Source organism: Betaproteobacteria bacterium, from assembly GCA_009377585.1.
Taxonomy (GTDB): domain Bacteria; phylum Pseudomonadota; class Gammaproteobacteria; order Burkholderiales; family WYBJ01; genus WYBJ01.
On sequence record WHTS01000004.1, the window covers coordinates 76458 to 97285 of the forward strand.

Here is a 20828-nt window from a genome sequence, read left to right on the forward strand (position 1 = left end):
GAGCGTCGCTATGCCGCAGGCGCCGCCGCGGCTACCATGCAGATCTTCAACACGATGCAGGAATAGTCTCGATGGCGACCAGCCTGCTGGCACTGCTCGACGACATCAGCACGATCCTGGACGACGTCGCCGTACTCACCAAGCTCGCCACCAAGAAGACCGCCGGCGTTCTCGGCGACGACCTCGCACTGAACGCGCAGCAGGTTGCCGGGGTGAAGCCCAACCGCGAGCTGCCGGTCGTGTGGTCGGTCATGAAGGGGTCGTTCGTCAACAAGGCCATCCTGGTCCCGGCCGCGCTCGCGGTCAGTGCGTTCGCACCCTGGGCGGTCACGCCGCTGCTGATGGTGGGCGGCGCGTTCCTTTGCTACGAAGGATGCGAGAAGCTCGCCCATCGCTTTCTGCACGACGAAGCGGAGGATCGCGTCCACCATGCCGAGCTGGCGCAGGCGTTGTCCGATCCGGTGGTCGACGTGGTGCAGGTCGAGAAGAACAAGATCAAGGGCGCGGTGCGCACCGATTTCATCCTCTCGGCGGAGATCATCGCCATCACCCTCGGCACGGTCGCCGCTCGACCGCTGCTCACGCAGGTGCTGGTATTGAGTGGCATCGCGCTCCTGATGACGGTGGGTGTCTACGGGCTCGTCGCCGGCATCGTCAAGCTCGACGATGCCGGCCTGCACCTGTCGCAGGTCGTGGGCGAGACGGCATGGGTGCGCGCGCGTCGTCGCCTCGGCGTGGCGATCCTGATAGCAGCGCCGTGGCTCATGAAGGGATTGTCGATCGCCGGCACCGCGGCGATGTTCCTGGTGGGTGGCGGCATCCTGGTGCACGGCGTTCCCTTCCTGCACCACGCGGTCGAAAGCCTGGTGCACGCCGTCGCCGGCATGCCCGCGCTGGGTGCGGCCCTGGAAATCGTCGCCGAAATGCTGGGCAACGCCGTGATCGGGATCGTCGCGGGTGCGGCTTTGCTCGCGGTGGTTAGCACAGTGCAAAGACTCCGGCGTCCGCGACCGGCCTAGTGTTGCGAATCGCAAATTCGTTGTAATTCGTCATTCCCGCGCAAGCGGGAATCCAGAACGAGACTCCGCCTGGACCCCCGCGTTCGCGGGGGTGACGAACTTCTGCTAGCAACAGGTGCAAACGATGGAAGAAGTTCACACCGAACGGCTGCCGCTGCGCGAGGCATGGTTCGCGCACGTGCAGCAACATCCCTTTGCGGCCCTCGGCTTGACGATCGCCGCGGTCGTGGTGCTGGCGCTGGTGGCCTCCAGCGTCTACAACGCATTCGCGGGCGGAGCCGATCCACGCCTGCGCTATGGTCTGCTCGGCGGCATGGCGGGATTGGCCGCGACCGCGCTCGGCGCATTCGTCGGCTTGGGGCTGCGCAACATCTCCAAACTGACCGAGGACAGCATGCTGGGCTTCGCCGCCGGCATGATGCTCGCCGCCAGCGCCTTCTCGCTCATCCTGCCCGGGCTCGATGCGGCCAGGAACATCACCGACAGCGCGCCGCTCGCCGCCTTGACGGTGGCATTGGGCCTCGCCTTGGGGGCCATTCTCATGCTGGGGCTGGATCGGTTCACTCCGCACGCGCACGAGGCAAGCGGCGTTTGCGGGCCTGCCGCCGAACGCATCAACCGCGTGTGGCTGTTCGTGTTCGCGATCGTCCTGCACAACCTGCCCGAAGGCATGGCCATCGGGGTGAGCTTCGCACAGGGCGATCTGAGCGTCGGTATGCCTCTGACCACCGCCATCGCCATTCAGGACATTCCCGAAGGCCTGGCGGTCGGATTCGCGCTGCGCGCGGCGGGCGTCACGGCGCTGCGTGCCGCGCTGATCGCCGCGGCCTCGGGCGTCATGGAACCGCTCGGCGCGATCCTCGGCATCGGGCTTTCGAGCGGTTTCGCGATCGCCTATCCGGTCGGGCTCGGCCTGGCGGCCGGCGCGATGATCTTCGTCGTCTCGCACGAAGTCATTCCCGAGACCCATCGCAACGGCCACGAGACGCCGGCCACGCTGGGGCTGATGGCGGGTTTCGGGGTGATGATGTTCCTCGATACCGCTTTTGCCTGAGCGCGAGGCGAAGTGCGCCCTCTTCGTGCCGCGCAAATGCGGCCGGGGCACCATGGCAGACAGGTGCAGTTCGCCGCAGTCCCCGGCGCCGAGCATCACGTGACGCTCGACAACCCGGCCGGCCTCGTAACGGCGGTGCGGCAGTTCCTCGGATGAGCTGTCGGGCGCCGCTCAACCGTTGCTTTTGGGCGGGCGCTTGTGGAATTTCTTGCCGGATTTCTTGCCGTGCGGTGCGCCGCCAGGTTTGGGGTGCCCGCCTTGCGGCGCATTGGGATTGCGCCGCCCGCCACCACCGGGACCACCGCCACCGGGCCCACCGGGTTGCGGCGCGCCTTCGCGATTGCCTGGCGCCAGCATGATCTCGAGCTCGATCAGCTCGTCCCATTGCGCGTCGGTACGTTGGCGCTCGGGTATCGCAAGCAAGGCCTGCAGCCGCTGGCGCGGCGACATGGGTTGTTGTTCACTCATGGCTGCATTGTCTCATCTATCGGCAACGTCGGCATGCGAATGTTACCGCCGGATGGGCTTTGCCGGCTGCAGCAACACGAAGAGCCGGACGGCAGCATGGCGCTGCGCTCTCCGGCCCCCGGAGCAATGTGCAATGTGAACGGCGCTTGGAGCTACTTGAGGTGTTTTCCGACCAGCTTGGTCATGTCGAACATCGAGACCTGCTTCTTGCCGCCGAACACGGCGCCCAACTTGTCGTCGGCGTTGATCATGCGGCGGTTCTTCGAGTCCTGCAGCTTGTTCTTCTTGATGTAGTCCCACAGCCGCTTGGTGACTTCGGTGCGCGGCATGGGCCTCTCGCCGATCACTGCGGCGAGCGCTGGAGACGAGCTGAGCGGCTTCATGAATGCTGCATTGGGCGTGCGTTTCACAGCCTTTTTCGCGGTAGCCTTCTTTGCGGTAGTCTTCTTCGCAGCGGGCTTCTTCGCCGAGGACTTCTTGGCGCTCTTCTTGGCCATACGTTCTATCTCCCATCGGTTGGAATAATCGTCTGACTCGCTCCTCTGGCCTCGCGGCAGAGACGGCGCCAGCATGCCTAATGTGCCGAGCCATTGTCAACGGATTTCGCGCCTACCTTCCAGAGGAAAAACGCGCCTGTTGCGAATGCGGATGCAGGCGTGCGAGCGTTGCCGCGACGGCGCCTACACGGCCTTTTCCGTGCGCAGCTTGGCACGCTCGGCGTCGCAATAACCGAGCTCGGCGAGGATCGCATCGGTGTGGCTGCCGACCGCGGGCACCGCACCCAGGACGGGCGAGAAATCGGAATGCGTGGCCGGAGGACGCAGGACGGGAATCGCACCCACCGGCGAGCCCATCTCGGTCCAGCGCCCGCGCGCGCGCAGCTGCGGATGATCCCACACCTCGGCCATCTCGTTCATTCGGGCATTGGCAATGCCAGCCGCATCGAGGCGTGCCACCAGCGCCTCGGCGCTCAGCGAGCCGAACACCTCGCGCACGATCGTGAGCAACGCCGCGCGATTGTGCAACCGCCGCGTGTTGGAATCGAAGCGAGGATCGCGTGCGAGCTCCGGGCGCCCCAGCACCTTGTCGCAGAACACCGCCCACTCGCGCTCGTTCTGGATGCCCATCATCACGTCCTTGCCGTCGGCCGCCGTGAAGCGGCCGTACGGAACGATGCTGGCATGATCGGCGCCGGTGCGCGGGATGGGCTTGCCGGCGAAATGCGCGTACAGCAGCGGTTGCAGCATCCACTCGCACAACGCCTCGAACATGGCGACCTCGACCCGGCTGCCCTTGCCCGTTTGGCCGCGCTGCAGCAAAGCACTTAGGACGCCGGAATATGCGTACATGCCGGTGCAGATGTCGGCGATCGAGGCACCGACCTTCGACGGCTGCTGCGGCGTTCCGGTGATCGACAAGAGCCCCGCCTCGCTCTGGATGAGCAGGTCGTAGGCCTTCTTGTCGCGGTAAGGCCCGGCATCGCCATAGCCGGAGATGTCGCAGACGATCAGGCGCGGGAATCGCTCGGACAGCGTTGCCCAACCCAGGCCCAGGCGCTCGGCCGCTCCCGGCGCGAGATTCTGGATGAAGACGTCGGCACGGGCCAGCAGGCTCTGCATGATTTCGGCAGCGGCCGGGTGCTTCAGGTCGAGCGTGAGGCTCTGCTTGCCGCGGTTGAGCCAGACGAAGTAGGCCGACATGCCGTGCACGTTTTCGTCGTAGGCGCGCGCGAAATCGCCCACCTCGGGGCGCTCGATCTTGACGATGCGCGCGCCCAGATCGGCGAACTGCCGGGTCGCGAAGGGCGCCGCCACCGCCTGTTCCAGAGCGATGACCGTGATTCCGTCCAAGGGTCTCATGAGGCTACCTGCGGATCGAAACGAGGAAGTAACGGGCCTCGCGCGCGCCTTGCCTAGAACGAGCGAGGCATGCCGAGGACATGCTCCCCGACATAGGAAAGGATCAGATTGGTGGAGATGGGCGCCACCTGATACAGGCGCGTTTCGCGAAACTTGCGCTCGATGTCGTATTCGGCGGCGAAGCCGAAGCCGCCGTGGGTCTGCAGGCAGGCGTTGCCCGCCTCCCACGAGGCCTCCGCGCCCAGGTACTTCGCCATGTTGGCTTCGGCGCCGCATGGCAGGCCTGCATCGAACAGCGCCGCGGCATGGAAGCGCATCAAGTCGGCGGCGCGTACGTTCATGTACGCTTTCGCGATCGGAAACTGGATCCCCTGATTCTGGCCGATCGGCCGGTCGAACACGCGCCGCTCCTTGGCGTAAGCGGCCGCCTTCTCCACGAACCAATGGCCGTCGCCGATGCATTCGGCAGCGATCAGGATGCGCTCGGCATTCATGCCGTCGAGGATGTAACGAAAGCCTCGCCCCTCATCGCCGATCAGGTTCTCGGCCGGGACTTCCAGGTTGTCGAAAAAGAGCTCGTTGGTCTGATGGTTCACCATGTTGCGGATCGGCTTCACGGTGAGCCCCTTGCCGACCGAGTCGCGCAGATCCACCAGGAACACCGACAGCCCGTCGGACTTGCGCGTCACCTGGTCCAGCGGCGTGGTGCGCGCGAGCAGCAGCATCAGGTCGGAGAACAGCACGCGCGAAATCCACACCTTCTGTCCGTTCACCAGGTAGCGATCGCCGCGCTTGACCGCCGTGGTCTTGAGCTTGGTGGTATCGGTTCCGGCGCCCGGTTCGGTGACGCCGAACGATTGCAGCCGCAGCTCTCCGCTCGCAATCTTCGGCAGATACGCCTGCTTCTGCTGCGCCGAGCCGTGTCGAAGCAGCGTCCCCATCGTGTACATCTGCGCGTGGCAGACGCCCGAGTTGCCGCCGCTGTGGTTGATCTCCTCCAGAATCACCGAGGCTTCGGAGATGCCCAGCCCCGAGCCGCCGTATTCTTCGGGAACGAGCGCGGCAAGCCACCCCGCTTCGGTCAGCGCTTTTACGAATTCCTCGGGATAGGCGCGGACTTCGTCGATGCCGCGCCAGTACTCGCCGCTGAACTGGCTGCACAAGGCGCGCACGGCTTCGCGCAACTCGGAATAGGGCTCGGGACTCGCGATCTCGGACATGAGGAGCACACAACGAAGGAATTGAATGCGGGCACGCGCCTTGACGCTGCCGGCCTTGACTCTACACACTGCGCGCCACTAATCTTCCGACCGCTGGATTCTACGGCGTTTCACCCATTCGGGCATCCATGAAGATCGCGGACTACCTGCTGCAAACGCTCGAATGCTGCGGCGTCGATACCGTGTTCGGCAATCCGGGCACCACCGAGATTCCGTTGCTGCGCAGCTTCGAGCGACGCGGCCGCGGCCGCTACGTGGTCGCATTGAGCGAAGTGGCCGCGGTGCCGATGGCGGACGGCTTCGCGCGCGCGCGCCGCGGCCTCGGGGTCGTCAACCTGCATGTCGCGCCCGGGCTCGGCAACGGCATGGGCGCGCTCTACACGGCCGGGATCGCGCGCACGCCGTTGCTGGTGCTGATCGGCGGGCAGGATCGGCGCCTGCTGCACACCGCGCCCATCCTGTACGGCCCGCTGGAGCGCATGGCCGGCAGCGTCTGCAAGACGGTGCTGCGGCTCGATTCCGAGCACGATGCGGCCGCGAACGTGCGCAACGCGATGCGCGCGGTGCTCACTCCGCCGTTCGGGCCGGTCGCCCTGGTATGTCCGCCCGATCTCCTGGAGCACGAGATCGATGCGATTGCGGTTGCGGTCGAGCCCGCGCGCTTGGGCGGTCTTGGCGCCGCTTGTGCGGACGATCTCGCGCAGCGCCTGTGCCGGGCGCGCAATCCGGCCTTCGTCGCCGCCGAGGAAGTGCACTGGCACGATGCGGCCGGTGCGTTGCGCGAGCTGGCCGAGCAGCTGAGCGCGCCCGTGTACGTCGCGCCCTATACCGGTCTGCTGCCGGTCGATGCCGCGTCGAGCGCGTTCGCCGGCTATCTGTCGCCGAGCTTCGGCAGCATCGGCGCCCGCCTTGTTGACCATGACCTCCTCGTCTTCGCCGGCGGGCGGACACTGCGCACCACACTTTACAGCCCGCTCGATCTGCCGCAGGACAAGATCTGGTTGGGCGACGATCCCATGCTGCTTGCGCCGGCGGGCGAATACGCGGCCGCGCATCTGGTGGATCTGCGTGCAGCGTTCACTCGAATCGGTGCAGCCGTCGCCGAACGCCTGCCGGCACAACGTCCCGCGCGGCGGCATCGGCCCGAGCTCATGCTGCCGTCCGCGACCGCCGGCGTATTCCACCCCACCGCAGCCGTGCATGCGCTCGCGCAAGCATTTCCCGACGCGATCGTGTTCGACGAAGCCGGCCTGTCGACCTCGGATGTGCGCCAGTCGCTCACGTGCAATGCCGGTGATTACTTCACCAACGGCTCCGGCGGCATCGGCTGGGGCCTCGCGGCCGCTGTCGGCGGCGCCATCGCGCGTGACGACCGGCAAGTGGTGGCAATCATCGGCGACGGCTCGGCGCTGTATGCCTCGGAAGCGTTGTGGAGCGCGGCGCACCAGGGCACTCGCCTGCTGCTGGTCGTGTTGTCCAATCGGCGCTATGCCACGCTCAATGCAGCGGCAACCAAGCTCACCGGAGCCGCGATGAAGGCGTTCACGCTGGAGCCGCCAGTGCTCGATTTTTCCGGCCTGGCCGCGTTGTACGGTTGGGAATTCGTTCGCGCTCGCGGCCAGGACGAGCTCGATACGACGCTGCGTCGCTTCGACGGACGCGTACGGCACAACACAGTCTTCGAGCTGGTCTTCGATCCGGCCACCGTGCCGGTCGCCGCCGCCCGACATTTCTGAATCCACCGTTTGAGAGAAAGCGGAGAGCACGCCATGACACTTCCCCTCGCAGGCGCCAAGGTGCTCGACCTCACCAACGTGATGTCGGGCCCGTACTGCACCCTGATGCTGGCCGACATGGGAGCGGACGTGGTGAAGGTCGAAAGTTTCCCCGACGGCGACATGTCGCGCCGGTTCGAGCCCAAGGCGAACGGCGAGTCGTACTGCTTCGCCGTGCTCAATCGCAACAAGCGCTCGATCGGGATCGATCTGAAGAGCGCGCAGGGCATGGAGGTCTTCAATCGGCTCGCGCGCCAGGCGGACTTCGTCGTCGAGAATTTCCGTCCCGACGTGAAGCACAAGCTCGGCGTCGACTACGAGAGTGTGAAGAAGATCAACCCGGCGCTGATCTACGGCTCGGTATCCGGCTTCGGCCAGAGCGGACCGTATGCCGCCAAGGGCGGCTACGACATCGTCGCCCAGGGCGTAACCGGCATCATGCGCATGACCGGCGAGGCAGGCGGGCGCCCGGCCAAGGTCGGCATCGCGATGAACGACATCGCGGCCGGCGCCACTTTGCTCTACGCGCTGCTCGGCGCCTACATCCATCGGCTCAAGACCGGCGAGGGCCAGTACGTGGAGACCTCGCTGGTGGACGCCGGACTGGCGTGGACCTTCTGGGAGTTCGGCGCTTTCTTCGGCGGCGGCGAACGGCCGGCCGCGACCGGCACGCGTCATCGCCGCTCCGCGCCCTACCAGGCATACAAGACACAGGACGGCTACGTCACCGTGGGCGCGAACAGCAGCAAGCTGTGGGAAAGCTTCTGCACGCGCGTGGCGGAAAAACCCGAATGGCTGACCGATGCACGCTTCGTGGATCTGCCGGCGCGGCTGCGCAATGTCGATGCGTTGCAGGACGAGATCGAAAAGGTGTTCGTGCAGCAACCCACCGCCCACTGGTGGGAACGGCTCGATCGCGCCGGCGTGCCGGGCGGCCCCGTCTACACCTACGAGGAGTGCCTGAACGATCCGCACGTGCGCGCACGCGAGATGATCCGGGAGATCGATCACCCGGTCATCGGCCGCATGAAAGCCATGGGCCATCCGGTCAAATCCACCGCGCATATTGCCGAGATCCGCATGCCCGCGCCGCTGCTCGGTCAGCATACCCGCGCGATCCTGGCCGAGCTGGGCTTGGGCGACGCGGACGTCGAGCAGCTGGTCGCCGGTGGCGCAGTCTACGACGGCACTCGACGCTAGGCGCAAACGACCCGTCCCGGCGTGGCGTCGAAGCGACTGCTGCTGCTCGGCGGCGGGCATGCGCACGTGCAGGCCGTGCATGCGTTCGCAACCCGTCCCCCGCCGGCCGCCCGCGTGACGCTCATCGACCGCGCAGCGCTCGCAGCCTATTCCGGCATGCTGCCGGGATTGATCGCCGGGCACTACAGCGTGGCCGACAGCCACATCGACCTGGCGGCCTTGTGTGCATGGGCCGGCGTCGCGTTCGTGCAGGAAGAAGCCGTCAGCCTCGACCTCGAGCGGCGGATCGTCACCACGGCCGAAGGCGGCCGCCATGAATTCGATCTGCTGTCGATCGATACCGGATCGGCGCCGCCGCTCGACGCGATCCGCGGCGCGCGCGAGCATGCCATCGCCGTAAAGCCGATCGATGCTTTTCTCGCCGCCATCGATCGGCGCATCGCGCAGCTCGCGCAACAACCCGGCCCGGCGCTGGCCGTGATCGGCGCCGGGGCCGCGGGTTTCGAAGTCGTGCTCGCGCTCGAGCATCGCCTGCGAATGCGCGCGGGCGGCAACCACGCCGCAACCTTCCGGCTCATTGCCGAAAGTGAGACCGTCCTGCCTGATTTCCCGCAGCGCGTACGCCGTCATGCCGAGCGGCGCCTGCGCGAGCAAGGCATCGTGGTTCACACCGCTCCCGCCGTATGCACGGTCGAGCGCGAAAGCGTGGTGCTGGCAAGCGGCAAACGACTGCCGGCCCACCACGTGGTGCTGGTCACCGGCGCCGCGCCGGCGCCGATGTTCCGCCATGCGGGGCTCGCGACCGACGAGCGAGGCTTCATCGCAGTCGACGCCACGCTGCGCTCGGTCTCGCACTCGGACATATTCGCCTGCGGAGACGTGGCGGCCGTATTGGCGCACCCGCGGCCCAAGTCGGGCGTCTATGCCGTGCGCCAAGGTCCTCCGCTGACCGACAATCTGCGCCACGCGCTGCAGGGCGCGCCGCTGTGCCCGTTCGTTCCACAGCGCGAAGCGCTCGCGCTGCTTAGCACCGGGCGCAAGCACGCGATCGCGAACCGCGACGGCTTCACCGTGCAAGGCGACTGGGTGTGGCGGTGGAAGGATCGGATCGACCGGCGCTTCGTTCAGCGTTTCGGCGTGCGGGACGAACGGCGGGGGCGTACCTGAGCGGCAGGCGGGCTCGACCGGCCAGCGGGCTCAAGCCGGCGCTCGATTCGTCCGCAATCACCGCACGAGAGGCCCATTCGACCGCTCGTCCGGAAGCGAGCGCACCCCGCTCGCACCGGCATGAAATTTGCATAGCCGCTCGGGCAGTCGGAAGACAGCATAACCGTACGAATGGAGGAGCGCTTCCTGCAGCGGCGATCGGAAACCGCGGGCGTAGGATAGCGCCAACGCGATGAAGGCAAGCCGGCTCGACAACAAGGTCTTGGTGCCCGGGGGCGAAACGGTGAATCTTGCGCTGGACGAGATGCTGAAGCGCCTGGAGTTTCTTGAGCAGCGCGTCGAGCGCCTGGAAGCGGCCGCCGGGATGGGGCGCGCCGCCGCGGCAGCCTCCAACGCGGACGATTTCACCGCGACCGGTGCGCCTCAGCAAGCACACAGCGTCGCCTCGGCGGAGCCGATCGAGCAGCAAGGCGAAGCGCCCGCCCATCGCGGCTCGGTCGTCGAACAGCGCGGCGAAACATCCACCCATCGCGGCTCGACCGCCGAACAGCAGGGTGAAAGATCCACCCATCGCGGCTCGACCGCCGATGCGCCGGTGACCGAACGGCTCGACCGGGTGCCGGGACGCGATGCCGGGGCGGATCCGTTTCCCGATCTGTCGCTGCTGGACGAGAAGGTGGAGCCCAAAAAAGGCCCGGCCGAGCACCTGCGGGTGCGCGCGGCGCTGGAGGACTATCCGCGGATTTCGACCCGCATCGAGCAGCTTTGGGGAACGCCGGACTGCGAGGCGTATCTCAACAGCCTCGTCATCGATACGCGCGGCAACCGCCAGGGTTTCCCGCCTGCGATGATGGAAGAGCTTCTTTACCTCGGACGTCTGGCGCGCGCGCTCGTGATCCTGCGGGTGAGCGGCGATCTCTGGGACACCTTCGACCAGGTGGGCGATCGGCGCTAGCCAGGTGTCGCGCGAGGCGGCCGCCTGCGCCGCACGGCGAGCGCCACGGTACCGAGCCCCGCAAGCAATAGTGCCGCCGAGGAAGGTGAGCCGGTAGCTACGCTCGTCCGTTTCGAGTGCGCATCGGCATGGTCTGCGCTCGGCGCATACGTATAATCCGCCGAGCGCGCGAGCACGCGCGACACGAACGCATCGCAGCGCAGCGCGGGATGTCGAGGAGGAAGCGAGTGAACCGAGTTTTGCCGGGACCGTCCGCGCTGCGGACGGTCCTGACCGTCGCCACGGCGGCGGTCCTGGCGAGCCAAGCCGTGCCGGCGTTGGCCGCAGCCGCACCCGACGGGGCCGCACGTTTTCCCGAGCGCCCGATCCGGTTGCTGGTCGGCTTCGCCCCCGGTGGCGGCACCGATACCACCGCGCGCGCCGTCGCGCAGAAACTGAGCCAGTCGCTCGGCCAGCAGGTCGTGATCGACAACCGGCCCGGCGCGGCGGGCAACATCGCCACACACATCGTCTCCACGGCCAACCCCGACGGCTACACCCTGCTCATGGGCACGATCGCGGCGCTGGCGATCAATCCCACCCTCTACGGCAACCTGCCGTTCGATCCGGTGCGCGACTTCGCCCCCATCACCCAAGCCGTGAACTCCACCAACGTGCTGGTGGTGCACCCATCGGTGAAGGCGAGCAATGTAAAGGATCTGATCGGCCTGGCAAGAGCAAGTCCGGGCAAGGTGCTCTACGGATCTTCCGGCGTCGGCGGCGCCGGCCACCTCGCCGGAGAGTTGTTCTGCACGATGGCCGGCGTCAAGATGACGCACGTGCCGTACAAGGGCGGCGGACCGGTGATGATCGATTTGCTGGCGGGTCAGGTGCATTCGGTCTTCGCCACCGCGGCGACCGCTATTGCCCACATCAAGAGCGGAAGGATCCGGCCGCTCGGCGTCACCACGGTCAAGCGCGCGGGCATGCTGCCCGACATCCCGACCATTGCGGAGCAGGGCATGAAAGGCTTCGATGCCAACAACTGGTACGGCTTGCTCGCGCCGGCGAAGACGCCGCGTGCGATCGTGGATAAGCTGAATGCCGAGGTGGTGAAGGTGCTGAACATGCCCGACCTCAAGCAGTACCTCTTCAGCCAGGGACTCGATCCCGCGCCGACCATGCCGCAGGAGTTCGGCGCCTACATCAAGTCGGAGATGGTCAAGTGGGCGAAAGTGGTCCGGGCGGCCGGCGCCTCGGCGAATTGAGCGCGAGCGCCCGACGCCTGTTGCTGCCATGAAGCGTCCTTTGCACCAGCGGGCTGCATGGCCGTTGCTGGCGATTTGCTGCTTCGTGCTTGCGCTTTGCCCGGCAATCGCGCGCGGGCAAGGCGAGCAGCCCCCGTTCGTGGTCACGCCGGCGCAGGTGGTCGATCGCATGCTCTCGATGGCGAAGCTAGGCCCCGACGACGTGCTGATCGATCTCGGCTCCGGCGACGGACGCATCGTGATCGAGGCGGCCAAGCGCTTCGGCGCACGCGGACTCGGCATCGAGATGAATGCGAGCCTGGTCGAGACGAGCCGTGCAGCGGCCCGGCGTGAAGGCGTCGCCGAGCGCGCACGCTTCGAACGCGGCGACGCCCTAACAACCGATCTCGGCCCCGCATCGGTTGTCACGCTGTACCTCTCGCCCGAGTTGAACGAGCGCCTGCTGCCTCGCATCCTCGCCGCCCTGCGACCGGGAAGCCGGGTCGTATCCCACGACTTCGCCATCAGCAACTGGGCACCGGACCGCACCGAGCGATTGAACGTGCCGGAAAAGAACAACGGCCGCGGCGGCGAAAGCGTCGTCATGCTGTGGATCGTGCCGGCCAACGCCGCCGGCCGCTGGCGCGGTGCCATCGGCCACGGCGCGCCTCGGCGCGCCATTAGTCAAGGCGCGGCCAGCCGCGCCTTCGAGTTCAGCCTCGGGCAACAGTTCCAGTTTCTCGAAGGCGGATTGCACGGGCCCACCGGCGCGACGCTCGCGTTCAAGGCATCGCTCTCCGGCGACCGCATCACCCTGCAACTGCCGGCGCAAGGCGCGGCAGCCGCCGGAGAGGTCCACGCGCGTATCGCTGCCGACGCCATGACGGGCACCTGGGTCGCGGCCGACGGCGCCGTCTCGGCGCCGTTCGAAGCCCGCCGTATCGCAGCGCGCCCCGACCTCTACTGACAGATTAAAAGGGCCAGGCCGAGATCAACCTAGCTAGTGTGGTGAATCGCAAATTCGTCGTAATTCGTCGTTCCCGCGCAAGCGGGAATCCAGAACGAGACCCCACCTGGACCCCCGCATTCGCGGGGGTGACGAACTTCTGACTTATCGAGCGTTCCTTATTTCATGTCACGCTCGTCCCTCACCCCCAACCCCTCTCCCGGGGGGAGAGGGGAGCGTCGCGTCCGTATTGGACTGTCGTCCAATACGGAACGATCAATAGGACACTAGCGGCGCAGCAATCGCCGCAGCTCGCTCGAAAGCGCAACCTTGCCGTGCAGCCGGTAAGCCTCGTGATTGCGCTCGATCTCGGCCGGGTCGTAGACATAGTTGACCATGATCCCGGCGGATTGCTTCATGCCCTTCTCCGAGGTATCCCCCAGCCAGTTGAGCCGCTCGATGCGCGCGCCGTTGTCGAGGTGGAAACGCGCGACGGAATCGACCGGCCGCAAGCCGTTGCGTGCCTCGGCCAGATAATGCGCACACGCGAACAGCATGGGTTCCTCGATCGCCTGCACGAGCTTCGGCTCCCGGCTCCAGGTACGGCCGTCGAGGCCGCTCCACAGCTCGCGCACATTGGCCGCCTCCATGCCGGCTTTCTTCAGCTTCGACTGCACCGATGCCGGCAGCATGACTGCGGCGGCCGCGGCCGATTGCAGCCAGCGAGCGAATCCCGGAACCGGCGACAAGGTGGCGAAATTGCGCAGTGCCGGGAAGTCGCGCTTCAGTTCGTCCACCACGCGCTTGATGAGGAAATTACCGAAGCTGATGCCGCGCAGCCCCGGCTGGGTGCTGGAGATGGAATAGAAGATCGCCGTATCCGCCTTGCGCAGATCGGCGGCCGGCTGATTCTCATCCAGCAGCCTCTGGATGCTGGCGGCGAGCCCCCTGGACAACGCCACCTCGACGAAGATGAGCGGCTCGCGCGGCATGCGCGGGTGGAAGAAGGCATAGCAGCGGCGATCGGAATCCAGCCGGTTGCGCAGGTCGTCCCAGGAGCGGATCTCGTGCACCGCTTCGTACGCGATCAGGCGCTCGAGCAGCGACGCCGGTGAATCCCAGGTGATGGTCTGCAGCTCCAGGAAGCCCACGTCGAACCACAGTGCCAGCAGGCCGGAGAGCTCCCGCTCGAGCCCCTCCAGCTCCGGGTTTTCCCGCGCTGCTCCCAGCAGATCGGCGCGCAGGTCGACGAGGAACTTCACCCCGTCGGGCAGCCCGGTGAACTGGGTGAGGATCTTTACCCGCGGCGCGCGCATCGCTTCGCGCAGGGCGCGTTCATACTCGAGGTGAGACGCATCGTCCCGGGCCTCCAGCAACCCGCGCGCGGCCGCGCCGAGCACGCGCCGGTCCGGACCGAAGCTGGCGATCAGCGCGAGGAATTCGCGCTTGCCGGCCGCGTTCAGGCCGAGGTAGGTCTGGCCGAGCGCCGCCGCCTGCAGCCGCGCCGACACTTCACCTCCGGCCTGAGCGACGCACGCATGCATCTGGCTTTCGAGCTCCTTCAGCTGGCGCCGGGTCATTCCGCCCGGCACTGCCTCGTCGGTCGACGCAACGCCGGCGATGCGCTGCCAGGTTTGCCGCAGCCGATCGAGCTGACGGCTGACGAAGCTCTCGCTGCGTATGACGGGAGGATTCTCGGCCTCCCGTCCCGGCGCCGCCACGCTCGTGCCTTGCAGTGCCGAATCAGGCATCGACGCTTCCCTCCTCAAGGGAACGCCGGCAAACGCCGAAATTGTGAACGGGTAACGATATGCGGCATGGAAAACGGTCTGCTCGGGCCATGGTAGCGCGGTCGGGCTCGTTAGTGTGCTGGCATCAGGTTTGCTGTAGAGCATACGCCAGCCTCGAGGCCAGAGCATAGCGAATGCCGGCCGGAACGTGTCGATTTCGCGGCAGGCGATCGCGTCATTGGAACAAAGGAAAACAAGATGCGTACTTCTTCACGCAACCCGCAGCGCAGCTTTGCGGCCGAGGATTACTTCGAGCGCAAGTCGCGCGAGCTGATCGTGCCGGAGGATGAGATCGAGGCCTGGGAGCTCGACTCGCAGGATCTGAACGGCCTGGGCGCGGCCGAGCACTTCAACGCCGCCGGCGCGGAATAGCACCGCTTCACCTCGGCAGCCGCCTTAGGGGCGCGGCTCAGGCGCGCCCGACGAGGCGCTTCAGCCCGAGCCATTGCTGGGCGAGGAAGCTCTCGCCGTAGTCCCGCCCTTCCAGTTGGTCGCGGACCCCCGTCGCGGTACCGCGATGGGCGAAGTTCGCCGTGCCGAACACCATGTCCCAGAGCGGAAGCAGAGTCGCGAAGTTGCACCCGTAGCGGGCGCCTTCGTGCCCCACGCCGAGCGCGTGGTGCGTGCGATGGAACCGCGGGCCCACCAGCAGCCGCTCGCCGAGCGCACCAAAGCCGAAGCGCACGTTGGCATGCGACAGGCTTTCGACGAAGCGTGTCAGCATCACGGCGGCCACGAACTGCTCGGGCGGCACGCCGATGAGGAACGCGACGCCCGCGAACCAGAAGCCGGCAATCAGCTCGTCCAGCAGATGATTGCGGTCGTCGTTCCAGAACGTCATCTGACGCTGGCTGTGATGCAGGACGTGCAAGGCCCACCACGGACGTAACCGGTGCTGCAGCCGGTGACGCCAGTAATCGGCGAGATCCAGCACCAGCAGATAGACGCAGAACGCCGCGAGCGGCGATTGCGCCAAGACCGGTACGAGATCTTCCAGGCCGCGCGGAATGTACCCGGCGGCGCGCAACTGCGCGTCCAGTGCATCCACGAGCGGGGTGAGCACGGCGTAGACCGCAATCGGGACAAGACCCACGCGGTTCAAGAACGTGTAGAGCACGTCGCTGCGCACGGCGCTGCGATCCTGCCAATGTTCGGCCGGCCGCCACAATTCCAGCGGCCGCAGCAGCAGGTACACCGCCGCGATCTGGACCAAGCCCAGCAGCACGAACTCGGTGGCATCGAAGGCGGGCTCGGCGAAATCCATCAGCCCGAGCGCGTAGAGCGATGGCAGCACAGCGCTCTGAAACAGCCACCCCTGCAAGGTCACGAAGCGCTCGACGATCCAGCTCATGCTCAACCGGGAACTTTCATCGGGGCACGGGAGCTCGCCGGGAATTCGCGAACGTGTACGTTCGCGCCGGCGAACGGCGAGCCAGGTTGCGAGCCAGTTTGGGCTCGGCCGCCGCCCTCGGTCAAGGTGGCAAAGCAAAGGCCGCGCGCTTTCAACCCGGCGATCAGCGGATCGAGCTGCGGCCAGAACGGATCCTTCCGCGACCAGATGCCGAGGTGCATCATCAGGATGTCACCCACCTTCACGTTCCGGAGCGCGCGTTCGAGCAAGCGTTCGTTCGGATAGCGATCCGACGGCAGCTCGTCGCCGAGGAACCCGGCCTTCGCCCAGTGGACGTGACGCGCATAGCCGCAGGCCCGCGCGAATTTCAGCGCACGCGGCGTGGTGCGCCCGCCCGGCGCGCGCCAGATCGGATCGAGCCTGCGCCCGGTCATGCCCGCGAACGCGTCGTCCACGCGCTTCAGCTCCGCACAGAACGCCGCCTGATCGAGCAGCTCCGTCGTGCCATCCCGACTGACGTAAGCAACCTTGTCGGCACCGACATCGCGGCGCAGATACCAATGGCGCCAGGTGTGGTTGCCGAACGCGTGTCCCTCCGCCACGCGCGCACGCCAGAACGGGCCCCAGGCCGGATCGAGGGAGGTGTCGCCGCGCTTGGTCGGCTCGTTGGCGACGAAGAAAGTCGCCTTCACGTCGTGCTTGCGCAGGATGGCGGCGATCGCCTCGGCCGGCTCCATGTGGCCGGTGTCGATGGTGAGGAAGACCTTCCCCTTGCACTCGGCGGCAGCCGCTACCGCCGCGGCGAACGAGAGCACGACCAGCAGGAGGCTACTGGCGCGGCGCATGACCCCTGAAATAGATGCCATGGGGCGAGCGGCCGACCGGAATCTGCGCGATCACCTTCTTGCTTGCCATGTCGATCACCGACACCTTCTGGATCCAGCGCGAGGTCACCCACAGCTCCTTGCCGTCGCGCGTGAGCTCCATGCAATCGGGGCCGCCCGGCACGGCGAATTTCTCCACCACCGCGAGCTTCTGCATGTTGATGATCGCCACCGTATTCTCCACCCGGTTGGTGACCAGGAGGTGACGCTTGTCGCCCATCGGCAGGAAATTGTGCGCGCCTTTGCCAGTGGTGATGCGGGCAATGACCGCACGCTTGCGCCAGTCGATCACGTCCACACCGTCCGCGCCGGTCAGGCCCACCAGCAGGTGCTTGTCGTCCGGCGTCATCCAGATGCCCGCGGGCACCGGCCCGACCTTCACCTTCCAGACCTCGGCTTGGGTCGCGAGATCGATCGCCGCCACCTCGTTGCTGTCCTGCAGGGTGATGAAGATGAGGCTGGAATCGGCGTTGAAGGCGATATGGCTCGGCGTCTTCGGCGTCGGGATGCGCTTGAGCAGCTTGAACGTCGCCGCATCGTAGATATCGGTCTGATCCAATCGGAACGATGCCGACACGAAGTACTTGCGGTCCGGGGAATAGGCGATCTGGTATGGGTTGGAGATGCGCTCGACGCGCTGGCCGGGCCGGCCGGTCCGCGGATCCAGGAACACCATGTTGTTGCTGACGGCGTTGGCGACGATCAGGTGCTTGTCGTCGGGTGTGGCCATCAGGTGGTGCGGTTCCTTGCCGACTGGAAGGCGGGCGGTTTCCTTGCGCGTCGCCATATCCACCAGGCTCACCGTTCCCTCGCCGGAGTTGAGCACGATCGCAACCTGGGCGGCGGCGGGCGCCGAGCCGAGCACGCACAGGCACGCGGCCAGCGCCAGCGCGCAACGCGATGAAGACAACCGATTTCCGCTCATGCAGCCCTCGAGAACGCGCGCCGGCAGCGCGGCGCAACGCCAGCGGAAACGCCGCCGCCGTTGTAACGGTTGACCCGAGGCAGCGCAAGCCGGCAGCCTGCGCGCAGAATGAAACGAACCATCAACGGTCGATGCCTCCCATGCACAGATATTTCACTTCGAGGAACTCCTCCATCCCGTACTTCGAGCCCTCGCGGCCGATGCCCGATTCCTTCATGCCGCCGAATGGCGCGACCTCGGTCGAAATGATGCCGATGTTGACGCCGACGATGCCGAATTCGAGCGCTTCGGCGATGCGCCAGATGCGGCCGATGTCGCGGCTGTAGAAGTAGGCGGCCAGGCCGTACTCGGTGGCGTTGGCAGCCTCGACGAGCTCGGCTTCGGCCTTGAAACGGAACAGCGGCGCGACCGGACCGAAGGTCTCCTCGCGCGCCATCGCCATCTGCTGCGTCACCCCGGCCAGCACCGTCGGCTCGAAGAACGTGCCGCCGAGCGCGTGTCGCTTGCCCCCGACGATCACCTTGGCGCCCTTGCCGACGGCATCGGCGATGTGCTCCTCGACTTTCTCCACCGCCTTGGCGTCGATCAGCGGCCCCTGCGCCACACCGGGCTCCAGCCCGTTGCCGACCTTCATCTGCGAGACCTTGTCGGCGAGCTTCTTCGCGAAGGCGTCGTAGACGCCGTCCTGCACGTACAGCCGGTTGGCGCACACGCAGGTCTGGCCGGCGTTGCGGTACTTGGAAGCCATCGCGCCCTCGACCGCGGCATCGAGATCGGCATCGTCGAAGACGATGAACGGGGCGTTGCCGCCCAGCTCGAGCGATATCTTCTTCACCGTGCCGGCACACTGCGCCATCAGCTGCTTGCCGATCTCGGTCGAGCCGGTGAACGTGAACTTGCGCACCAGCGGATTCTCCGTGAGCTCCTTGCCGATGGGACCGGAAGTCCCCGTTATTACGCTCAACACGCCTTTCGGGATGCCGGCGCGCTCGGCCAGCTCGCACAGCGCCAGCGCCGAGAACGGGGTCTGCGAAGCCGGCTTGATCACCATGGTGCAGCCGGCGGCGAGCGCCGGGCCGGCCTTGCGGGTGATCATCGCGTTGGGGAAGTTCCACGGCGTGATGGCGGCGCAGACACCGACCGGCTGCTTGATGACGACGATGCGCCGGTCGGCGAATTGCGCCGGGATGGTGTCGCCGTAGACGCGCTTGCCTTCCTCGGCAAACCACTCGATGAAAGACGCGCCGTAGGCGATCTCGCCGCGCGATTCCGCCAGCGGCTTGCCTTGCTCGGTGGTCATCAGCACCGCCAGGTCTTCCTGGTGCTGCATCATCAGGTCGAACCATTTGCGCAGCAGCGCGGCGCGTTCCTTCGCCGTTTTCGCGCGCCACGCCGGCCAGGCCGCATCCGCCGCTTCGATGGCGCGCCGGGTCTCGGCCGCCCCCATGCGCGGCACCGTCCCGACCACAGTGCCATTGGCCGGGTTGAGCACGGTCAGGGTGGATTTGTCGTCGGCATCGAGCCAGGCGCCGTCGATATAGCACTGGCTGCGGAAGAGCTTCGAATCGGTGAGCTTCGGGGGTTGAGCGGCTACCTTCTGCAACATGGCAGGATCCTTTCGGCACGTTGCGATGAACACGTGCGGCCCGCGCCTGGGCGCCCGCGATTTGACCGCCCAGTATAGCAAGGCGGCCGCGCGCTCGCTGCACGCCTCGCAGCCGCCATCGCACGCGAAGCTGCCTGGTCGCGGGGCGCGCAGGCCGTTCACAGCCGCGTGTTCGTCGTGCACCCGCCGCTTAGCCGCTAAAGGTCGGGACAGGCGTTCCGTTATCCCCTGGGCAGGGGCGTTTTTTGCCAGTGCGCGACTGTTGCCGGACTGTTGCTATAATCCGCCGCTTGCGAAAACAACCAAATTGAAGAGCGACGCACCGATGAGCGCCATCGAGTCTCGCACGCGACACCTGGTCGCGGCGATCATGCTTGTCCTCGTAAGCGCGGTCTCCGGGTGCGCCCACACCAATCCCCGCGATCCGCTGGAGCAGTTCAATCGCGGCGTGTATAGCTTCAACGACACGCTGGACAACGTGGTGCTGAAGCCGGTTGCCACCGGCTATCGGGCAGTGACCCCGCAGTTCGTCCGCACCGGCGTACGCAACTTCTTCTCCAATCTCGACGACGTCACCGTCGTCATCAACGGCGTGCTGCAGTTCAAGATCCCGCAGGCGCTGTCGGATACCGGCCGCTTCGTCCTCAATTCCACCGTCGGCCTGCTCGGCTTCATCGACGTCGCCACCCATCTCGGACTGGAGAAGCACAACGAGGATTTCGGCCAGACACTCGGCTACTGGGGCGTCGGCAGCGGGCCCTATCTGGTCCTGCCGTTCCTGGGCCCGAGCTCGTTCCGCGACGGCGTCGGGCGTTTCGTCGATGCCTTTTATACCGATGTCGTGTGGTACATCGACCACATCCGCACCCGCAACATCCTGGTGGGAACGCGCGTGGTGAGCAACCGCGAGGCGTTGCTCGACAGCGAGAAGATCCTGGAAGCCGCCGCGCTCGACCGCTACAGCTTCATCCGCGACGCCTACCTGCAGCGCCGGCGCAACCTGGTCTACGACGGCAGCCCGCCGCCGGAGCCGGAAGAGGAAGCGCCGCCGCCGCAAGGCAAGCCGCGCAGCGAAGCCCCGGACCTTACGCCCACGGTGCTCGTGGACCAGCTCGGCAACGTCGTCCTGGCCCCGGCCGGGGCACCCGTGCCGATCCTGGCCGCACCCGCTGCGGCGCCCTCCCGCGCGACGTCTTCCGGCCCGGCATCCGATTCCGCCGCTGACGGCAGTGAGCCCGCACAGGCGCCCACGGCGCAGCCCGCGGTCGGTACGCAGCCGGCTGCGGTCGAACGCAGATCGGACAACGGCAACAGCCAGCATAGCCCGTCGCGGATCGTGCGCGTCTGGCTCGGCCGCTAGGCCGCCGGGTTCATCGAGCAACC

Annotated in this window: 18 protein-coding genes; 10 read left to right on the forward strand and 8 right to left on the reverse strand. The window is 66.7% G+C overall.

The annotated features are described in order from the left end of the window. Positions 1 to 71 precede the first annotated feature (71 nt). From GEV05_02480 to GEV05_02490, 3 genes are all read left to right on the forward strand, one after another. Entirely contained in the window at positions 72 to 1019 is a 948-nt protein-coding gene (locus GEV05_02480) for a DUF808 family protein (protein MPZ42267.1), read from the forward strand. Positions 1020 to 1143: 124 nt separating this feature from the next. Then, a complete protein-coding gene (locus tag GEV05_02485; GenBank protein ID MPZ42268.1) occupies positions 1144 to 2073 on the forward strand; it encodes a ZIP family metal transporter in 930 nt (309 codons plus the stop codon). Positions 2074 to 2281: 208 nt separating this feature from the next. Then, on the forward strand, positions 2282 to 2680 hold the full coding sequence (locus GEV05_02490) for a hypothetical protein (GenBank protein ID MPZ42269.1): 399 nt from the start codon (positions 2282 to 2284) through the stop codon (positions 2678 to 2680). A 13-nt stretch (positions 2681 to 2693) separates the two neighbouring features. Here the strand turns inward: GEV05_02490 and GEV05_02495 are convergent, their stop codons facing one another. From GEV05_02495 to GEV05_02505, 3 genes are all read right to left on the reverse strand, one after another. Next, positions 2694 to 3113 carry a hypothetical protein gene (locus tag GEV05_02495; protein MPZ42270.1) on the reverse strand — a complete coding sequence of 140 codons (420 nt, stop codon included), beginning with the start codon at positions 3111 to 3113 and terminating at the stop codon, positions 2694 to 2696. A gap of 108 nt (positions 3114 to 3221) precedes the next feature. After that, positions 3222 to 4400 (reverse strand): CoA transferase, encoded by a 1179-nt coding sequence (locus GEV05_02500; GenBank protein ID MPZ42271.1) that lies wholly within the window; start codon positions 4398 to 4400, stop codon positions 3222 to 3224. 53 nt (positions 4401 to 4453) lie between these two features. Continuing rightward, positions 4454 to 5620, reverse strand: coding sequence for an acyl-CoA dehydrogenase (locus GEV05_02505; protein MPZ42272.1), 1167 nt, complete (start codon positions 5618 to 5620; stop codon positions 4454 to 4456). A gap of 128 nt (positions 5621 to 5748) precedes the next feature. Here GEV05_02505 and GEV05_02510 point away from each other — a divergent pair, with 128 nt between their 5' ends. The 6 genes from GEV05_02510 to GEV05_02535 all read left to right on the forward strand — a co-directional run bounded on the left by GEV05_02510 (position 5749) and on the right by GEV05_02535 (position 12910). Continuing rightward, positions 5749 to 7356, forward strand: a complete 1608-nt coding sequence (locus GEV05_02510) for a hypothetical protein (protein ID MPZ42273.1) — start codon at positions 5749 to 5751, stop codon at positions 7354 to 7356. A 33-nt stretch (positions 7357 to 7389) separates the two neighbouring features. Then, positions 7390 to 8595, forward strand: coding sequence for a CoA transferase (locus GEV05_02515; protein MPZ42274.1), 1206 nt, complete (start codon positions 7390 to 7392; stop codon positions 8593 to 8595). Between the two features lie 21 nt (positions 8596 to 8616). Further along, entirely contained in the window at positions 8617 to 9762 is a 1146-nt protein-coding gene (locus GEV05_02520) for a hypothetical protein (GenBank protein MPZ42275.1), read from the forward strand. Between the two features lie 232 nt (positions 9763 to 9994). Further along, positions 9995 to 10717 carry a hypothetical protein gene (locus GEV05_02525; GenBank protein ID MPZ42276.1) on the forward strand — a complete coding sequence of 241 codons (723 nt, stop codon included), beginning with the start codon at positions 9995 to 9997 and terminating at the stop codon, positions 10715 to 10717. 209 nt (positions 10718 to 10926) lie between these two features. Further along, positions 10927 to 11964: a tripartite tricarboxylate transporter substrate binding protein gene (locus GEV05_02530; protein MPZ42277.1), complete on the forward strand. Its 1038-nt coding sequence runs from the start codon at positions 10927 to 10929 to the stop codon at positions 11962 to 11964. Positions 11965 to 11992: 28 nt separating this feature from the next. Continuing rightward, positions 11993 to 12910, forward strand: coding sequence for a methyltransferase domain-containing protein (locus GEV05_02535; protein MPZ42278.1), 918 nt, complete (start codon positions 11993 to 11995; stop codon positions 12908 to 12910). A 266-nt stretch (positions 12911 to 13176) separates the two neighbouring features. Here GEV05_02535 and GEV05_02540 read toward each other — a convergent pair whose 3' ends face one another. The 5 genes from GEV05_02540 to gabD all read right to left on the reverse strand — a co-directional run bounded on the left by GEV05_02540 (position 13177) and on the right by gabD (position 19445). Next, positions 13177 to 14469, reverse strand: coding sequence for a Malonyl-CoA decarboxylase (locus GEV05_02540; protein MPZ42279.1), 1293 nt, complete (start codon positions 14467 to 14469; stop codon positions 13177 to 13179). A 619-nt stretch (positions 14470 to 15088) separates the two neighbouring features. Further along, complete coding sequence (locus tag GEV05_02545; GenBank protein ID MPZ42280.1) at positions 15089 to 16030, reverse strand: fatty acid hydroxylase; 942 nt, start codon at positions 16028 to 16030, stop codon at positions 15089 to 15091. Between the two features lie 2 nt (positions 16031 to 16032). Further along, complete coding sequence (locus GEV05_02550; GenBank protein MPZ42281.1) at positions 16033 to 16896, reverse strand: polysaccharide deacetylase family protein; 864 nt, start codon at positions 16894 to 16896, stop codon at positions 16033 to 16035. Beyond that, positions 16859 to 17839, reverse strand: a complete 981-nt coding sequence (locus tag GEV05_02555; GenBank protein MPZ42282.1) for a YncE family protein — start codon at positions 17837 to 17839, stop codon at positions 16859 to 16861. Before GEV05_02555 ends, GEV05_02550 begins: the two co-directional genes overlap by 38 nt. 121 nt (positions 17840 to 17960) lie before the next feature. Next, positions 17961 to 19445, reverse strand: coding sequence for an NADP-dependent succinate-semialdehyde dehydrogenase (gabD, locus tag GEV05_02560; GenBank protein ID MPZ42283.1), 1485 nt, complete (start codon positions 19443 to 19445; stop codon positions 17961 to 17963). Positions 19446 to 19770: 325 nt separating this feature from the next. Between gabD and GEV05_02565 the strand changes: the two genes are divergently transcribed. Beyond that, entirely contained in the window at positions 19771 to 20805 is a 1035-nt protein-coding gene (locus GEV05_02565) for a VacJ family lipoprotein (GenBank protein ID MPZ42284.1), read from the forward strand. Positions 20806 to 20828 lie beyond the last annotated feature (23 nt).